This is a genomic window from Pseudomonas sp. GW821-FHT04C07 (assembly GCF_059420325.1).
Window position 1 is genome coordinate 248590 of the sequence record NZ_JBWKTM010000002.1, and the last position, 16207, is coordinate 264796.

General features: G+C 59.7%; 18 protein-coding genes. 2 read left to right on the forward strand and 16 right to left on the reverse strand.

The window, feature by feature from the left end; all coding sequences use genetic code 11:
- The first annotated feature begins 66 nt into the window (after positions 1 to 66).
- Positions 67 to 1041 (forward strand): site-specific integrase, encoded by a 975-nt coding sequence (locus AC07UI_RS04720; protein WP_494991389.1) that lies wholly within the window; start codon positions 67 to 69, stop codon positions 1039 to 1041.
- Between the two features lie 176 nt (positions 1042 to 1217).
- Here AC07UI_RS04720 and AC07UI_RS04725 read toward each other — a convergent pair whose 3' ends face one another.
- The 10 genes from AC07UI_RS04725 to ribBA all read right to left on the reverse strand — a co-directional run bounded on the left by AC07UI_RS04725 (position 1218) and on the right by ribBA (position 11059).
- A complete protein-coding gene (locus tag AC07UI_RS04725; RefSeq protein WP_494991390.1) occupies positions 1218 to 2579 on the reverse strand; it encodes a purine-cytosine permease family protein in 1362 nt (453 codons plus the stop codon).
- Entirely contained in the window at positions 2576 to 3259 is a 684-nt protein-coding gene (locus AC07UI_RS04730) for a cysteine hydrolase family protein (RefSeq protein WP_494991391.1), read from the reverse strand. The genes AC07UI_RS04725 and AC07UI_RS04730 overlap by 4 nt, the downstream gene beginning before the upstream one ends.
- Positions 3260 to 3389: 130 nt before the next feature.
- Positions 3390 to 3548 carry a hypothetical protein gene (locus AC07UI_RS04735; protein ID WP_494991392.1) on the reverse strand — a complete coding sequence of 53 codons (159 nt, stop codon included), beginning with the start codon at positions 3546 to 3548 and terminating at the stop codon, positions 3390 to 3392.
- 78 nt (positions 3549 to 3626) lie between these two features.
- Positions 3627 to 4670, reverse strand: a complete 1044-nt coding sequence (locus tag AC07UI_RS04740) for an LLM class flavin-dependent oxidoreductase (protein WP_494991393.1) — start codon at positions 4668 to 4670, stop codon at positions 3627 to 3629.
- A gap of 58 nt (positions 4671 to 4728) precedes the next feature.
- Entirely contained in the window at positions 4729 to 5214 is a 486-nt protein-coding gene (locus AC07UI_RS04745) for a flavin reductase family protein (protein ID WP_489074574.1), read from the reverse strand.
- Positions 5215 to 5617: 403 nt separating this feature from the next.
- Positions 5618 to 6772 carry an ABC transporter ATP-binding protein gene (locus AC07UI_RS04750; RefSeq protein WP_494991394.1) on the reverse strand — a complete coding sequence of 385 codons (1155 nt, stop codon included), beginning with the start codon at positions 6770 to 6772 and terminating at the stop codon, positions 5618 to 5620.
- A gap of 17 nt (positions 6773 to 6789) precedes the next feature.
- On the reverse strand, positions 6790 to 7599 hold the full coding sequence (locus AC07UI_RS04755) for an ABC transporter permease (protein ID WP_494991395.1): 810 nt from the start codon (positions 7597 to 7599) through the stop codon (positions 6790 to 6792).
- Positions 7600 to 7605: 6 nt separating this feature from the next.
- Positions 7606 to 8550, reverse strand: coding sequence for an ABC transporter permease (locus AC07UI_RS04760; RefSeq protein ID WP_494991723.1), 945 nt, complete (start codon positions 8548 to 8550; stop codon positions 7606 to 7608).
- Positions 8547 to 9572, reverse strand: coding sequence for an ABC transporter substrate-binding protein (locus AC07UI_RS04765; RefSeq protein WP_494991396.1), 1026 nt, complete (start codon positions 9570 to 9572; stop codon positions 8547 to 8549). Before AC07UI_RS04765 ends, AC07UI_RS04760 begins: the two co-directional genes overlap by 4 nt.
- A 377-nt stretch (positions 9573 to 9949) precedes the next feature.
- Positions 9950 to 11059, reverse strand: coding sequence for a bifunctional 3,4-dihydroxy-2-butanone-4-phosphate synthase/GTP cyclohydrolase II (gene ribBA, locus AC07UI_RS04770; protein WP_494991397.1), 1110 nt, complete (start codon positions 11057 to 11059; stop codon positions 9950 to 9952).
- A gap of 86 nt (positions 11060 to 11145) precedes the next feature.
- On the opposite strand from ribBA, the gene AC07UI_RS04775 reads away from it, so the two are divergent.
- Positions 11146 to 11439, forward strand: a complete 294-nt coding sequence (locus AC07UI_RS04775) for a DUF1330 domain-containing protein (protein ID WP_494991398.1) — start codon at positions 11146 to 11148, stop codon at positions 11437 to 11439.
- 15 nt (positions 11440 to 11454) lie between these two features.
- Here the strand turns inward: AC07UI_RS04775 and AC07UI_RS04780 are convergent, their stop codons facing one another.
- From AC07UI_RS04780 to AC07UI_RS04805, 6 genes are all read right to left on the reverse strand, one after another.
- Positions 11455 to 12018, reverse strand: a complete 564-nt coding sequence (locus AC07UI_RS04780; RefSeq protein ID WP_494991399.1) for an NUDIX hydrolase — start codon at positions 12016 to 12018, stop codon at positions 11455 to 11457.
- 2 nt (positions 12019 to 12020) lie between these two features.
- Positions 12021 to 12773, reverse strand: a complete 753-nt coding sequence (locus AC07UI_RS04785; protein WP_494991400.1) for a GntR family transcriptional regulator — start codon at positions 12771 to 12773, stop codon at positions 12021 to 12023.
- Between the two features lie 90 nt (positions 12774 to 12863).
- On the reverse strand, positions 12864 to 13253 hold the full coding sequence (locus AC07UI_RS04790; protein WP_150807566.1) for a carboxymuconolactone decarboxylase family protein: 390 nt from the start codon (positions 13251 to 13253) through the stop codon (positions 12864 to 12866).
- A 129-nt stretch (positions 13254 to 13382) separates the two neighbouring features.
- Positions 13383 to 13868, reverse strand: coding sequence for a flavin reductase family protein (locus AC07UI_RS04795; protein WP_494991401.1), 486 nt, complete (start codon positions 13866 to 13868; stop codon positions 13383 to 13385).
- 12 nt (positions 13869 to 13880) lie between these two features.
- The gene (locus AC07UI_RS04800; RefSeq protein ID WP_494991402.1) at positions 13881 to 15362 is read right to left on the reverse strand and encodes an aldehyde dehydrogenase; all 1482 of its coding nucleotides are present in this window, start codon (positions 15360 to 15362) and stop codon (positions 13881 to 13883) included.
- Positions 15359 to 16192 (reverse strand): alpha/beta fold hydrolase, encoded by an 834-nt coding sequence (locus tag AC07UI_RS04805; RefSeq protein WP_494991403.1) that lies wholly within the window; start codon positions 16190 to 16192, stop codon positions 15359 to 15361. The genes AC07UI_RS04800 and AC07UI_RS04805 overlap by 4 nt, the downstream gene beginning before the upstream one ends.
- Positions 16193 to 16207: the final 15 nt, after the last annotated feature.

Consider the following 16207-nt stretch of genomic DNA (forward strand, 5'->3'; position numbering starts at 1 on the left):
CTGTATTAAATTTTCTCGCCCGAATGGATGTTTGGTTGAGCTATTTTCATTTAAGGGCTGTTCAGTTTGATTGATCTACCCACTAACGATTCACCGCATACCCCCGGCAGCCGATTGAATGTGCCTGAGGGGAAGGGTAACGACAATCCACTGACCCTCTATCTGGCTCGATTGGCGTCTTCAAGCCGGCTGACCATGCGTTATGTGCTGCAAGACGCTGCGGATCGGCTGGGTTTTGAAGATATGAATATCGAGGAAATCCCCTGGCATGAACTGCAGCCCGGCGACGTTATCGCGCTGGTGGCGACATTACGCGCCGATGGTTATGCGCCTAATACATCCTCGTTATACGTCAATGCCGTGCGCGGCGTGATGAACGAGGCGTGGCGTCTGAGCCTGATCACTCAGGATCATCTGTTGAAAATGCGCTCGGTCAAAGCCATCGCGGGCACACGCCTGTCCCAGGGGCGAAACCTCAAGCGCTCATTGATCCAGGAGCTGATGGCCGTCTGTGCGGCCGATCCAAGACCGCAAGGGCTGCGGGACGCTGCGGTGATAGCAATCCTGTATGGCTCAGGCATGCGTAAATCCGAATCGGTGAATCTTGAGCTCAACCAGATTGATTTTCGTGAGCGCAGCCTGCGAGTCACGGCAAAAGGAAACAAGGAACTGATCAAGTACGCACCGACCTGGGCGTTCGCCAGGCTGGACGCATGGTTGCAGTTTCGGCGCTCACAGTTGGTCGAAGGGCAGGATGACGATCCGTTTCTGTTCAACAGAATTCGTCGTGGCAGTCACATCACCCGTGAACGGATCACCAAACACGCGATTTATTACATTGCACGACAACGCGGTGCCCAGGTTGGCGTGAAAATCATGCCTCATGATTTTCGTCGCTCGTTCATTACGCGTGTGATCGAGGAGCACGACTTGTCGATTGCGCAAAAGCTCGCGCATCACACGAACATCCAGACAACCGCCAATTACGACGTTCGAGATGAAAACGAACGACGTCGGGCGATTGATCGCTTTGACCTTTAAAGGGTGCACTATTGCCTGGGAGGGCCCGCCGGGCGGGCTCTTCTGCTCGACGTCGAGTGCCATTGCCGAGTGCCAATGGGTACCAAAGCTGGCGCGAACTCACACACCGGCCTTCGCCTTGGCTCAGGCGGGTGTGTGATGGGCGAAAACCTGCGATCAGGCGTTGCGCAGGGTCTTTATGACAGTTCACCGACCCTTGGAGCCTGCTTGCCGAGTCCCATCAGCCAGTAGTAGCTGATGGCTGGCACCACCAATCCGACTACCCAGGCCAGGTCGATACCATCGAGCAGCGTGGCCAGCGGACCGACGTAAAGGGTGGTGTTCATGAAGGGGATCTCCACCACGATGGCCACGATGAAGCTCGCGCAGGCGATCCAGTTGACCCGGCCGTAGATGCCATTCATGTCGAAGATATCGTCAATCCGGTATTCACCTTTCCTCAACCAGTAGAAGTCGACCAGATTGATCGCTGTCCAGGGGATCAGGAAATAGCTCATGAAGAAGATGAAATTGAGGAAAAAGGCGATGAAGTCAGCCTGATTGATGGTGCATAAGGCCGTGGCGACGAGGCTGATGATCAACATGAACACGCCCCTGACCCGTGGTGTGACGCGCAGGCGAGAGAAGGGTTCGATCACGGTGATGGTCGACATGAACGCGCCATACAGGTTGAAAACGTTGATCGACACCTGGCCGTAGACGATAAACGCGAACAACAGCAGCGCCGCCGGGCCGAACAGTCCGGCGACATGGCCGCCTACATTGGCGGCGAAGTCGGGAATGGCCACGCTCAGGATCGCACCAAGGATCATCATCCACGCACCGCCGCTGACCGTCCCGGCGTAGCTGTACCAGAACACCTGGGGCATCGGCGTTTTGCTCGGCAAGTAGCGTGAGTAGTCCGCTACATATGGGGCATAGGACAGTTGCCAGGTCACTGCAATGCTCACTGCCATCAAAAATTTCGCCAGTGAGAAGTCCGTCGCAGCCCATTGCCCCGCCGGGATCGGCAGGCTCAACGCGAGCAACGTGGCGGCGATGAACACCAACAGCGACAGGATCGACAGCAGCTTTTGCAGCCGATGGATCAGCCGGTAGCCATACAGCGCCACCACGAAGCACAACGCACCGATCAGTACAATGTTTGCATTGCCGCCCAGCGGGCTGACGGACTCCAGGGCCTGGGCCGCCAGCAAGGTGTTGCTGACGAAGAAGCCGAGGTAGATCAGCATGACGAACAGCAACGGCAGGATCGCACCGATCACCCCGAACTGCGCGCGGCTCTGGATCATCTGCGGGATCCCCAATTTGGGTCCCTGGGCCGAGTGCGAAGCCATGAAGATCGCGCCGAGCAGCGAGCCCAGAACGATCGCCAGCGCGCTCCAGAACAGATTCAACCCGATCACCACCGGCAACACCCCGGAGGCGATGGTGGTGATGTTCATGTTGGCGCCGAACCAGATGAAGAACAGCGAACCGGGCTTACCGTAGCGTTCGGACTCTGGAATGAAATCGATGCTTCTTTTTTCGATGCTCATGACAGGCACTCCTGGCGCTGAAGGCTGGATTGGAAGCGGGCAATGGTGTTCGTCAACTCCTCGGGCTGGTGGGCGAACAGGTCCGGCTGCCCGGGGGCGCAGCAGACAAAATGCTCACCGCGCAGCGAAAGCAGGAATTGTTCGCAGGTGAACAGCTCGATTGAGTACACCCAGTTGGCCATGATCAGCAGCGCAGAGTAGTGCGCCGCCCAGGTGCTGGTTGAGCAGGCGTCGGTGATCAGCTGGATGCGATAACCCAGCGAAAAGGCGTCGAAAACCGTCGTTAATACACAAACATCGGTCAGCACGCCGCTGATGATCAGGGTGTCGATGCCCAGCTGTTTGAGTCGCGCGTCGAGGTCGGTCTGATGAAAGCCGCTGTAGCGATGTTTGTCGATGACCTGCTCGTCCGGCCGGGGTGCCAGTGCAGCGATGATTTCTACTTGAGCGGTACCGGCCCGGTAACTGCTGGGGCCGTCGTCGTCGGCCCTGGGCTCGCCCGGAGCTAGACCACGGCCGTCGGCCTGATTGATATGCCGGGTGTAGAACACCGGGATAGAGCTGCGGCGGGCCGCCGTGAGCAATGCAAGGTTATGGGCGATGACCCCCTCGAAGTTTTCCAGGGGGAAGCCATCTTCCTGTTGCATGTCGATGATCAAGAGCGCGTTTTTATTATTCATGAGCAAACCTGATGAAGAACGGGGCGCAAACGGCCGCCCCGCAGACTCGATCGAGTCGAAGCAGAGTACACAAACGACAAGACTCGCCAGGCGAAGTCCGGTCGCAGTGTGGTTCTAACTCAGGGTTTACTCAGGTGATTATCAGCCAGAAGCCGTTCTGCTTGGCCGAAACGCAGGCGCGCAAGCGCTTGAGATGGATGTGCGAAGAGGTCGAATCGCCACGCAAGTACGCCAGTTCAGCGCCTGGAGCAGGGGAGCTTGCACGTGGGTAGAATCGACTGTTTATCATGAAAATCGACCATGACAGGCAATGCTGATCGGGTACTGCCGCAACCCTGCAGGTGCGGCAGTATACGTAACCGCAGGCTTACTGGAACGCAGGCACGACGTGCTTGATGAACAGCTCTAGGGATTTCTTTTTCTCGGCGTGGGGCAGACTGTTGTCACACCAGAAGCTGAATTCGTCGACGCCCAGTTCCTGATAGTACTTGATCCGTGCGATGACTTCTTCAGGCGTGCCGATCATGGTGTTCTTGTGGATGTTTTCCAGTTCGAACTCAGGACGGCCTTCGAATTTTTCTTCCGGGCTAGGTGCCAGGAACCCGTTGACCGGTACTTGCTTGTTGCCAAACCAGGCATCGAAGGTGCGATAGAAGCGCGAAATGGCCTTGGCGCCGACTTTCCAGCCTTCGGGGTCGTCAGCGCTGTGGATATGGGTATGGCGCAACACCATCAGTTGCGGGCGCGGGACGTCAGGATTATTGGCCAGAGCGGCTTCGAACTTGTTCTTCAAGTCGAGCACTTCTTCGTCGCCTTTCATCAGCGGCGTGACCATGACGTTGCAGCCGTTGGCCACTGCGAAGTTGTGCGAGTCCGGGTCGCGGGCGGCGATCCACATCGGCGGGTTTGGCTGCTGGATCGGCTTGGGCACGCTGGTGGACGTCGGGAACTTCCAGATCTCGCCATCGTGGGCGTAGTCGCCTTGCCACAGCGCGCGCACCACCGGAACCATTTCCCGCAGGGCCTGGCCGCCGGAGGAGGCAAGCATGCCGCCGGCCATACGGTCGAACTCAACCTGGTAAGCGCCTCGAGCCAGGCCGACTTCCATGCGGCCGTTACTGATCACATCCAGCAGCGCGCATTCACCGGCGACCCGCAGCGGGTGCCAGAACGGCGCGATGATGGTGCCGGCGCCCAGGTGAATGGTGGTGGTGCGTGCCGCGAGGTAGGCCAGCAGCGGCATCGGGCTTGGGGAAATGGTGTATTCCATGGCGTGGTGTTCGCCAATCCAGACGGTGCGGAAACCACCGGCCTCGGCCAGCAGGGTCAGCTCGGTCAGGTCTTCGAACAATTGGCGATGGCTGACTTGCTCATCCCAGCGCTCCATATGCACGAATAACGAAAATTTCATGACGCATACCTCGGATCTTTTTTGTTGTTGCCTGTCAGCTACAGGCACGGGGGTGGGATCAGGCAAAGGCTGGCAGGGCGCCCATCTTGCCGCGGCAATACACCAGCGGGCGGCTCTGCTGCTGCGGCACGATCAGGTTTTTCACCGCGCCGACCATGATGGCGTGATCGCCGCCTTCGTACTCACGCCATAGCTCGCATTCGATAATGGCGGTGGCATTGCTCAGCAGCGGATTACCCAGCTCGCTGAGGGTCCATTGGATGCCTTGCGCCTTGTCCTTGCCTTTGCGGGCGAAGGCATAGGCTTCGTTCTGTTGTTCACCGGAAAGCAAGTGAATGGCAAAGCGCTTGTTCTTGATCAGCACCGGGTAGGAGTCGGAGCTGTAATTGGGGCAGAACAGCACCAGGGCCGGGTCCATCGACAGTGAGCTGAAAGCGCTGGCCGTCAGACCGACGATTTGACCCTCATCATCCAGTGTGGTGATGACTGTCACACCGGAAGGGAAGGAGCCCATGACTAATTTGTAGACGTTCGCGTCGATCATCGGATGTTCCTCGGCCAGACGGTAGCGCTGTGCGCCTTTTTAGTGGTTTTGTATGTCTGATGGTATACCGTAATATCATCTTTGCAAGTGGTTTTTCTCCTGTCTAGACGAATGTCCGTTCTCGGCTGAGAGGTCATGAATCGGAGGAGTTTTATGGCCGATACAACAATCCCCTCGTAGCAGCAGGCGAAGCCTGCGTCCGGCCGCGAAGCGGTCGTAAACCTTGTGTCCACGGTTAACCTGAAACACCGCGCTGTTTGATTTCACGACCGCTTCGCGGCCGAACGCAGGCTTCGCCAGCTGCTACGACAACCGCAGGCTTGCCTGCAACGACAATACCTCACCCACAAAAAAGCCAACGCCCTGGTTAAAGGGCGTTGGCCTGGTTTGGCAGGGAAGCAGATCAGTGCGCGCCAGCCGCCTTGTTCAAATCACTCTCCGCCCACAGGGTATAGACGCAGGCATCGGCAGTGGCCCAGCGCACCCGCACCGGATCGCCGGTTTTAAGCGGCATACCCGCAGCAGACAGCGCTTTGACGGTCATCGCCGTGCCGCCGGAGGTGACCACGCTGCAGGTCTGGCTTTCGCCAAGAAACAACACTTCCGTGACGCTCGCTGACACTTCGTTCCAGCCTGGGGCGAGGGGATCGCTGGCGGCCTGTTCGACGCTCAGGGCCAGGGCTTTTTCCGGGCGAACCATGAGCAGCACTTCCTGACCGGTTTGCAACCCTGAGGTCAGACGGATCGACAGCGGTTGGCCTTCAAAGGTCGCCACGGCATTGCCCTGGGCGTTGAGTTTGAGGAAGTTCGAGTTGCCCAGGAACGAGGCGACAAAGGCATTCGGCGGGTTCTGATACAGGTCGAAGCCGCTGCCCAGGCCGACAATCTTGCCATGACTGAAGATCGCGATGCGTTGTGACAGGCGCATGGCTTCCTCCTGATCGTGGGTCACGTAGACGATGGTGATGCCCAGGCGCCGATGGAGCTGGCGCAGTTCATCCTGCAGGTCTTCACGGAGTTTTTTATCCAGCGCGCCGAGTGGTTCGTCCATCAGCAGAATGCGTGGCTCGTAGACCAGCGCCCGGGCAATCGCCACGCGCTGCTGCTGGCCGCCGGAAAGTTGCGAAGGGCGGCGATGGGCAAACTGATCCAGTTGCACCAGTTTGAGCATGGCTTCGACCCGACGCTCACGTTCAGCTTTGCCGAGTTTGCGAATATCCAGCGGGAAGCCGATGTTGTCGCGCACCGAGAGGTGCGGAAACAGCGAATAGCGCTGGAACACCATGCCGATGTCGCGTTTGTGCGGTGGCACATTGACCAGCGATTTGCCGTTGACCTGGATCTCCCCGGAACTGGGGGTTTCGAAGCCGGCCAGCATTGACAGGGTGGTACTTTTCCCGGAGCCGCTGGAGCCGAGAAAAGTGAGAAATTCACCGTCCTGGATATCCAGCGAGATGTCGTCCACGGCGGCGAAGTCGCCGTAGTGCTTGTTCAGGTTGCGCAGGCTGACCAGGGTCTTGTTGTCCTGCTGCGCAGGGTCTTTGATCACAGCACTCATTTTTTTCTCCCAGGCGCTCAGGCGCTGACTTCGTTGCGCCGGCGCACAGCGGCGGCGATCACCATGACCAGTACCGACAGCGCGATCAGCAGCGTCGAGGCGACGGCGATCACTGGGGTCAGGTCCTGACGCAAGGTGGTCCACATTTTTACGGGCAAGGTTTGCAGGGTCGGGCTGGCCATCATCACGCTGAGGACCACCTCATCCCACGACACCAGAAAGGCGAACAACGCACCGGCGACCATGCCCGGGCGGATTGCCGGAAAGGTCACCTTGAACACCGCTTGCAGTCGCGAAGCACCACAAATCACCGCAGCGTCCTCGATCGACTGATCGAACAGTTTCAGCGAGTTGATGATCGAGATAATGGTGAACGGCAACGCGACGATCACATGGCTGACCACAAAGGCGAACATCGTCCCGGTGTAGCCGAGCTTGAGAAACAGCGCGTACACCGCCACGGCGATGATCACCAGCGGCACGATCATCGGCAGGGTGAACAGGCCATACAGCATCTCCCGGCCGCGAAAGCGCCCACGCACCAAGGCGAAGGCGGTCGGTAAACCCAGGGCCACGGCAAAGATCGTGGTCAGGACCGCGACCTTGAGGCTGGCAAAGGCTGCATCCATCCAGTCGGCATTGGAAAAGAATTGCATGTACCACTTCAGCGTCCAGCCCGGTGGCGGGAACACCAGCCACTGAGAAGAGCCGAACGACAGCAGCACGATGAACACAATGGGCAGCAGCAGAAACAACGCGATGACCCCGGTGGTGAGGTAAAGGCTCAAACGCATGCGCCGGCTCATGGCATTGGCGGTCAATAACATGATGGCTTACCTCGAGTTGCTGGAGCCGACCGGGGATTCCGGTTGCAGCTTCAGGTAGCAGTAGAACAGCACCAGGGTGATCAGGATCAGCAAGGCTGCGCCAGCGCTGGCCAGGCCCCAGTTGAGGAACGACTGCACCTGCTGGATGATGAATTCCGGCAGCATCATGTTCTGCGCGCCACCGAGCAGTGCCGGGGTGACGTAGTAGCCCAGGGACATGACGAACACCATCAAGCCGCCGGAGAACAGCCCCGGCCGACACAGCGGCAGGAACACCCGAAAGAAATTGCTCCACGGGCTGGCACCGCAAATGGACCCGGCCTGCAGGACCATCGGATCGATGGCTTGCATGGTCGCCTGCAGCGGCAGGACGATGAACGGAATCATGATGTAGCTCATGCCGATCACCACGCCAGTGAGGTTATGCACCATCTCCAGCGGTTGATCGATGATGCCCATGGCCATCAAGGCCTTGTTGATCACCCCTGAAGCCTGGAGCAGCACCAGCCAGGAATAGGTCCGTGCCAACAGGCTGGTCCACATCGACAGCAAGACGATATTGAGCACCCAGCGGCCCCAGCCACGCGGGACCAGGGTGATTGCCCAAGCCAGCGGGAAACCCAACAGCAAGCTGAATACGGTGACCAGGCCTGCCACCGCGAAGGTGTTGAACAGCACGTGGGCGTAAGCCGAGTTGGCGAACAGCTCGGTATAGTTGCCCAGCCCTGGAACAGGTTCGAGGACCCCACGCAGCAGCAGGCTGATCAGCGGCGCGAAGAAGAACAGGCCAAGGAACAGCAGTGCCGGGGCCAGGTTGCTGGCACCGCGCCAACGTTGGGTCAGTGGAGTGGAAGGCTTCATGGCCGCCGCCTTGCCTGGAGCCGAACCGGCGACGCCAGAGGCGCCCCCGACCGGATTGGATTGACGGGACGCAGTGGCCGTCATCTTCATTTGAGCAGCCATTCGTTCCACCGTGTCGCGATGCTCTGACCATTCTTGGCCCAATACGCGAAGTCGAGAGTGATCTGATCCTTAGCGTAGGCAGTCGGCAGATTGGGTGCCAGTACTGAGTCCAGGCGTTGCACGCTATCGGTGTTGATCGGTGCATAGGCGGTCAGGTTGGAGAAGTCAGCCTGGCCTTTGGCGGAGCTGGAGTTGGCCAGGAAACGCATGGCCGCGTCCTTGTTTTTCGAGCCTTTGGGGATAACCAGGAAATCGGCCATGACCAGGTTTTGTTTCCAGCTCACACCGACCGGTGCGCCATCTTCTTGCAGGGCATGGATCCGGCCGTTCCAGAACTGACCGAGACTGGCTTCACCGGAGGCCAGCAGTTGTTGGGATTGTGCGCCACCGCCCCACCAGACGATGTCTTTTTTGATGGTGTCGAGTTTCTTGAAGGCGCGATCCAGATCCAGAGGATAGAGCTTGTCGGCGGGAACACCGTCGGCCAGCAGGGCCAGTTCCAGTACGCCAGGGCTCGGCCATTTGTACAGCGCACGTTTGCCCGGGAAGGTTTTGGTGTCGAACAGTGCGTTCCAGTTTTCCGGGGCCGTAGCGCCGAGCTTGCTCTGGTTGTAACCGAGGACAAAGGAGAAGAAGAACGAGCCGACGCCGTGATCGGAGACGAAACGCGGGTCGAGCTTGTCGCGCTGAATCACCTTGAAGTCCAGCGGTTCGAGCAAACCTTCAGCCGCTGCGCGCAGGGCGAAATCCGCCTCGACATCGACCACGTCCCATTGCACGTTGCCGCTTTCAACCATGGCCTTGAGTTTGCCGTAGTCGGTCGGGCCGTCCTGGACCACTTTGATCCCGCTGGACTTGCTGAAAGGGTCGGCCCAGGCCTGCTTTTGCGCATCCTGGGTAGAGCCACCCCAGCTGACGAAACTCATGCTGTCAGCCGCACTGGCTGCCGTGCAGGTGATTGCCAGAAAGCCTGCAGCGAGTAACGCGGTTGCACGTTTATTCAACACCATTTTTACGCCCTCATTTGTTGTGTTTTTGAGCGGGCTGTTGACGCCCGCCTATCGGGAGCAGTAGGTCCATCGGGGCCTTGAACATCGACCGTGTCAGGGGCTGTTGTTGTGTGTCCTCCCTGGCGGGTGCGCCTGACGAATTGTTCGGTCTATGGAATATCATATTATGGTATTCCAAGCTTTCTGCAAGGGCTTCGCCTTACCGATTGTCAGCAGATGGCGATATTTTGTGCCTCAGGTGTACGCAAAACCCTTGTAGGAGCAGCCGGTCGACGCTCGATTGCTCGCGATGGACTCAAGGGCGGCGTGTTATTCAGAAAGCACGCGTTATTGTTAACGTCCATCGCGAGCAAGCTCGCTCCTACAAGGGTAGGGCGTCAGCCGGTAAACGGAATGCTTTCCACGACTTCCAGGTTGTACCCGGTCAAGCCTGCATATTTGAGCGGTGGCCCGAGGTGGCGTAGTTTGCCGACGCCGATGTCTTGCAGAATCTGTGCCCCGGTGCCGACTTCGGAATAGATTCGCGATTGTGAGCGGGTGTATTGCCGAAGCGGTTGGGTCAACTGGGGAATCCGCTCAAGCAGCGCCTGCGAGGACTCGTGATTGGCCAGTACCACCACCACACCACGGCCTTCTTCGGCGACTTTTTGCAGTGCCGCCCACAGCGTCCAGTTCGACGGCCCGGTGTACTCGGCGCCAACCAGGTCGCGCAGCGGATCGATCACATGCACGCGGACCAGTGTCGGGTCTTCGCGACGGATATCGCCCATGACCATGGCCATGTGCACGCCGCCTTCGATCCGGTCCTCATAGGTGACCAGTCGGAACGTACCGTGAACGGTCGGCAGTTCGCGCTCGCCGATGCGGGTCACTGTATGTTCGGTGCTGAGCCGGTAATGGATCAGGTCGGCGATGGTGCCGATCTTGATGCCGTGTTTGGCCGCAAAGATCTCCAGGTCCGGTCGCCGGGCCATGGTGCCGTCATCGTTCATCACTTCAACGATCACCGAGGCCGGGGTAAAACCGGCCAGGCGCGCCAGATCGCAACCGGCCTCGGTATGCCCGGCGCGGGTCAGCACGCCACCTTCCTTGGCCCGTAACGGGAAAATATGCCCCGGTTGTACCAGGTCTTGCGCGGTAGCAGTCGCCGCCACGGCGGCCTCGACGGTGCGGGCGCGGTCGGCGGCCGAGATTCCGGTCGTGACCCCGGTGGCGGCTTCGATGGACACGGTGAAGGCGGTGCTGAATACACTGCCATTGCTCGGCACCATCTGCTCCAGACCCAACCGCTGACAGTGCTCGTCGGTCAGCGTGAGGCAAATCAGGCCCCGTGCTTCGCGGGCCATGAAGCTGATCGCCTGGGCATTGCAGCGTTCGGCGGCGAGCAGCAGGTCGCCTTCGTTTTCTCTGTCTTCATCGTCGACCAACAGGACCATCTTGCCTTGACGGTAATCTTCGATAAGTTCTTCGATGCTGTTGAAGGCCATGCTCGGGCTCTCTGTGTCGCGAATGGTTGAAGGTTCGTGTTTATGGTATACCATAATACAAAATAAACCGAAATAACGAGGTTGCTATGAAGGCTTACTGGATTGCCCACGTCGACGTCACCGACCCGGATCAATACGTTCAATACACCCAGCGCGCGCCAGCAGCCTTCGCCCTGTTTGGCGGCAAGCTGCTGGCCCGTGGCGGGCGTTGCGAGGCAATGGAGGGCAGGGCGACGCCGCAACGCAGCGTGGTGATCGAGTTCGAGTCTTACGAACAGGCGCAGGCGTGCTATCGCTCGCCGGAATATCAGCAGGCGTGCCAGTACCGCCAGGGCGCAGCCAGGGCTGAAGTGATCATTGTCGAAGGGTATGAAGCCTGAGTTTCGGCGGTTCGGTCAGCGGATGAAGTGGACTGTGCCGCTGTCATCGTTGCCCATATAAATGCCGTAGACACCCGCCTGGCGTTCCTCGATATAGCGTTCGAGGATCTGCCGGATGGCCGGGTAGTAGATGCTGTCCCAGGGAATGTCCTGGGGCGCGAAAAAGCGACAGTCGAGGGTTTCCGGGCCGTATTGTCCAGTGTCTTCCACGGCGATGGCGCGGAAGATGATGTAGACCTCACTGATCTGCGGCACGCTGAAGATCGAGTAGGGCGAGACGATTTCCGCGCGCACCCCGGTTTCTTCCCAGACTTCGCGCAGGGCTCCCTGCTCGGTGGTTTCGCCACTTTCCATGAAGCCTGCGGGCAGGGTCCAGGTGCCGGGGCGCGGCGGGATCGCACGCTGACACAGCAGGTATTTGCCATCCTGCTCGATGATGCAGCCGGCAATGATCTTTGGATTGACGTAGTGGATGTAACCGCAACCGCGGCACATCAAGCGCTCATGGGTATCGCCTTGCGGCTGCTGGTGACCGAGGTCACTGCTACCGCATTGCGGGCAGAAGCGCGGGATGGGCATGTTCAGTGACCTATGCGCGGTTCTTTGAGAACGATGGGCGAGACGATTTCACGCACCTTGTCAGTCTCGTTCTGCTTGAGCTTGAGGTAGTCCAGCGCGACTTTCGCGGCGGCGCGGACGTGATCGACCGATGCCTGATGCGCAGCCAGTGGGTCGCCGCTCTTGATCGCCTCGACGATGCGTTCCATTTCCTGGTTGCTGACGCTGCGGCGGTTCTCCTGGGACACCGAAGTGGCGCGCAGATAGCTGATGCGTGCCTGCAACTGGCGCAACTGGGTGGCCGCGACGTGGTTGCCCGAGCCTTCCAGCAAAACGTCGTAGAAGCCTTGTACCGAATCGAGTACTTGCTGCAATTCGCCGTCCTTGAGGGCCTTGCGGTTCTCCTCGAGGGCTTTTTCCAGGGCGCGAACATCCTTGGCCTTGGCGCGCAGTGTGAACAACTGGACGATCAGGCCTTCGAGCACGCAACGCAGCTCGTAGATATCACAGGCATCTTCCAGGGTAATGATGGCAACGCTCGGGCCCTTGGCATCGGCGAATTCCACCAGGCCTTCGGATTCCAGGTGGCGCAGGGCTTCACGAACGGAGGTGCGGCTGACACCCAGACGGTCGCACAGATCCCGCTCGACCAGACGGTCTCCCGGCAGAAGCTGGAAGTTCATGATGGCGCTTCGCAATTTATCCAGCACGATTTCGCGCAGGGTAACGGGGTTGCGATTGACCTTGAAGCTGTCGTCAAGTGGCAGGCGTTTCATCGGGTCCGCTCTGAATGTGGCTGTCCATGCAAAAAGAGCACTTCGATCGCTTCGATCATCAGTGCTCCGGTCAGATTGAACAGCCAGTGGTTAACTGGATGCCTCGGCGTCGGCTTCGGCGAATGCTTCACGGGCGAGACGGAAACTGTCTACGGCTGCGGGGACACCGCAGTAGATGCCTACCTGAAGCAGGATCTCCCGTATTTGTTCACGACTCAGACCGTTACGCAAGGCGCCGCGTACATGCAGCTTGAGTTCGTGTGGCCGGTTGAGTGCCGAAATCATGGCCAAGTTTATCATGCTGCGTTCTTTAAGCGATAAGCCCTCGCGGCCCCAGACGTGACCCCAGCAGTACTCGGTGACCATTTCCTGCAGCGGGCGAGTGAAGTCGTCGGCGTTCTCGATCGATTTGTTCACATAGTCCTGGCCCAGCACTTGAGTGCGGATTGCCAGACCCTTTTGGTATTTCTCGTTGTTCATGTCAGATCGCTCCCGGCGGATCAAAGCCCACCCATCAGGGTGTATTTGAGTTCAAGGTAGTCGTCGATGCCGTATTTCGAACCTTCGCGGTGATGATGGGTGGTGGCGTGCGACCCTGAAGAAAAGTGCTCAGGCGAGGGTGGGCAGCGGGCCCAGCTTGCCTCGGTGATAAATCATTGGCGTGACGGGTTGCTCAGGCAGGATCAGGTTCTTCACCGCGCCAACGATGATTGCGTGGTCGCCGCCATCGTATTCGCGCCACAGTTCGCACTCGATGATCGCCGTGGCCTCGTTGAGCAGCGGGTTGCCCAGTTCGCTCAGGTGCCATTCGATGCCTTTGGCCTTGTCCTTGCCTTTACCGGCAAAGGCGTAGGCCACGGCCTGCTGATCCGCCGAGAGCAAATGGATCGCGAAGCGTTTGCTGTCGCGCAGGATCGGGTAGGTGTCTGAGGCGTAGTTGGGGCAGAACAGCACCAGCGCCGGGTCGATCGACAGCGCACTGAAGGCGCTTGCGGTGATGCCGACGATGCCGCCCTCGGGGTCGAGGGTGGTGACCACCGTGACCCCGGAGGGGAAGGAGGCCATCACGTCTTTATAAATGCCAGGTTCGATCATTTCGGGCCATCCTCAACGCATGACAAAGGGGTCGGGCATGGGAGCCGACGAGAGGTTGATCCATACCGTTTTCAGCTCGGTATAGGCCAGCACCGAATCGATGCCGCTCTCGCGACCGTAGCCGCTGTTCTTGAAACCGCCGATCGGCGCCATGGCCGAGACTGCACGGTAGGTGTTGACCCAGATAATCCCGGAGCGTACATCCCGCGCCAGGCGGTGGGCGCGGCCCAGGTCGCGGGTCCAGATGCCTGCCGCCAGGCCGAACTGCGAGTCGTTGGCGATGGCCAGCGCCTCGGCCTCGTCCTTGAAGCGAATCACCGACGCGACCGGGCCGAAGACTTCTTCCTGCATGATCTTCATCGAATTGCGGTCACATTCGAACAAGGTCGGCTCGTAGAACCAGCCGTCGCTGTCCATTGACGGGCGCTTGCCGCCCAGGCGCAGGCGGGCGCCTTCGGCGATGGCGTCGGCCACCAGACCTTCGACCACGGCCAGTTGCTGGGCAGTGGCCATCGGGCCCATTTCGCTGGAGTCGTCCTGCGGGTTGCCGATGCGGATGCGCTTGGCGCGTTCTACCAGACGCTCGACGAACTCATCGTAGATCTCGTCCTGCACCAACAGCCGCGAACCGGACACACAGCTCTGCCCGGAAGCGGCATAGATGCCGGCGATGGCACCGTTGATCGCGCTGTCGAGGTCGGCGTCGGCGAAGATGATGTTTGGAGATTTGCCGCCCAGTTCCAGCGACAACTTGGCAAAATTCTCGGCACTGCTGCGCACCACATGACGGGCCGTGGCGGCACCGCCGGTGAAGGCGATCTTGCGCACCAGCGGGTGGCGGGTCAGGGCCGCGCCGGTGCTGGGCCCGTAGCCGGTGACGACGTTGACCACGCCCGCTGGAATGCCGGCTTCGAGGGCCAGACGGGCCAGTTCGAGGATGGTTGCCGAGGCGTGTTCGGACGGCTTGATCACGATGGTATTGCCCGCTGCGAGAGCCGGCGCCAGTTTGATCGCGGTCAGGTACAGCGGGCTGTTCCAGGGAATGATCGCAGCGACCACCCCCATCGGTTCATGCACGGTGTAGGCAAACAGGTCGGGTTTGTCCAACGGCAGGGTGCCGCCTTCAAGTTTGTCGGCAAGGCCTGCGGTGTAATGGAAGAACTCGGGCAAGTAGCTGACCTGACCGCGGGTCTCGCGGATCAGCTTGCCGTTGTCGCGGCTCTCCAGCTGCGCCAGCTGCTCTTTGTTCTCGGCGATCAGATCACCGAGACGGCGCAGCAATTTGCCACGGGCGGTGGCGGTCAAACCGCGCCAGGCCGGGCTTTCGAAAGCTTTTTGCGCGGCCTGTACGGCGCGCTCGACATCGGCTTCGTCAGCATCCGGCAGTTCGGCCCAGGCCTGGGCAAGCGCGGGATTGAGGCTTTCGAAGGTCTTGCCGGAGAGGGCATCGACCCATTGTCCGTCGATGCACATTTGGAAGCGTGCGAGTGTCATGCAACGATCCCCTTTATTTGATTTTGTCGGGTTTGCGCCGTGTTGAGGAAGTCCAGCAGCACCTGATTGACCAGGCGCGGCGACTCTACCGGCATCATATGCCGTTGCTCGTGGAGCACGGCAACTTGCGCGCCGGGTATCCGTTCGGCCAATTGCTGGGCCATTTGCGGCGTGGAACCGGGGTCCAGTTCGCCGGTGGCGATCAGGGTCGGCACCTGGATAGTGCCCAGGTCCTCGGCGCGGTACATGTCCTGGGTGGCGAACAACTCATAGGTGGTCAGATAACCTTGCGGGTCATTGCCGGCCAGGGTCTGGCGGATCGCCGCGATCTGTGCCGGATTGGCCGCCTGATATTCACGGCTGAACCAGCGCGATAGCGCCGCCTCGGCATTCGCATCCGGGCCGTGTTCGGCGGCCTGGGCGGTCCTCTCGATGACCCCGGCGCGCTGCTCAAGGCTTCGGTTGAACACGCTGTTGAGCACCACCAGCCCGAGCAAATGCTGCGGGTAATGCAGGGCGAATGCCCGTGCCACCAGCCCGCCCATGGAGAAGCCGATGACCGTGGCTTGTGGCAGCTGTAAATGTTCGAGCAGTTCCAGTAACTGGTCGGCATAACCGAGCAGCCCGGTACCGGATGCCGGGCGCGGGCTGGCACCATGCCCAAGCATGTCATAGGCAATGACCCGGTAATGCGGAGCGAGACCAACGATCTGGCCGCCCCACATTTCTTTATTCAGACCCACGCCGTGGATCAATACCACGGGTTGGCCTTGGCCGGTCGCCAGATAACTGGTGCCGGCCGGGGTGAGTTCAGCGCTGAGCCGAATCATGGATCGCTCCTGCAA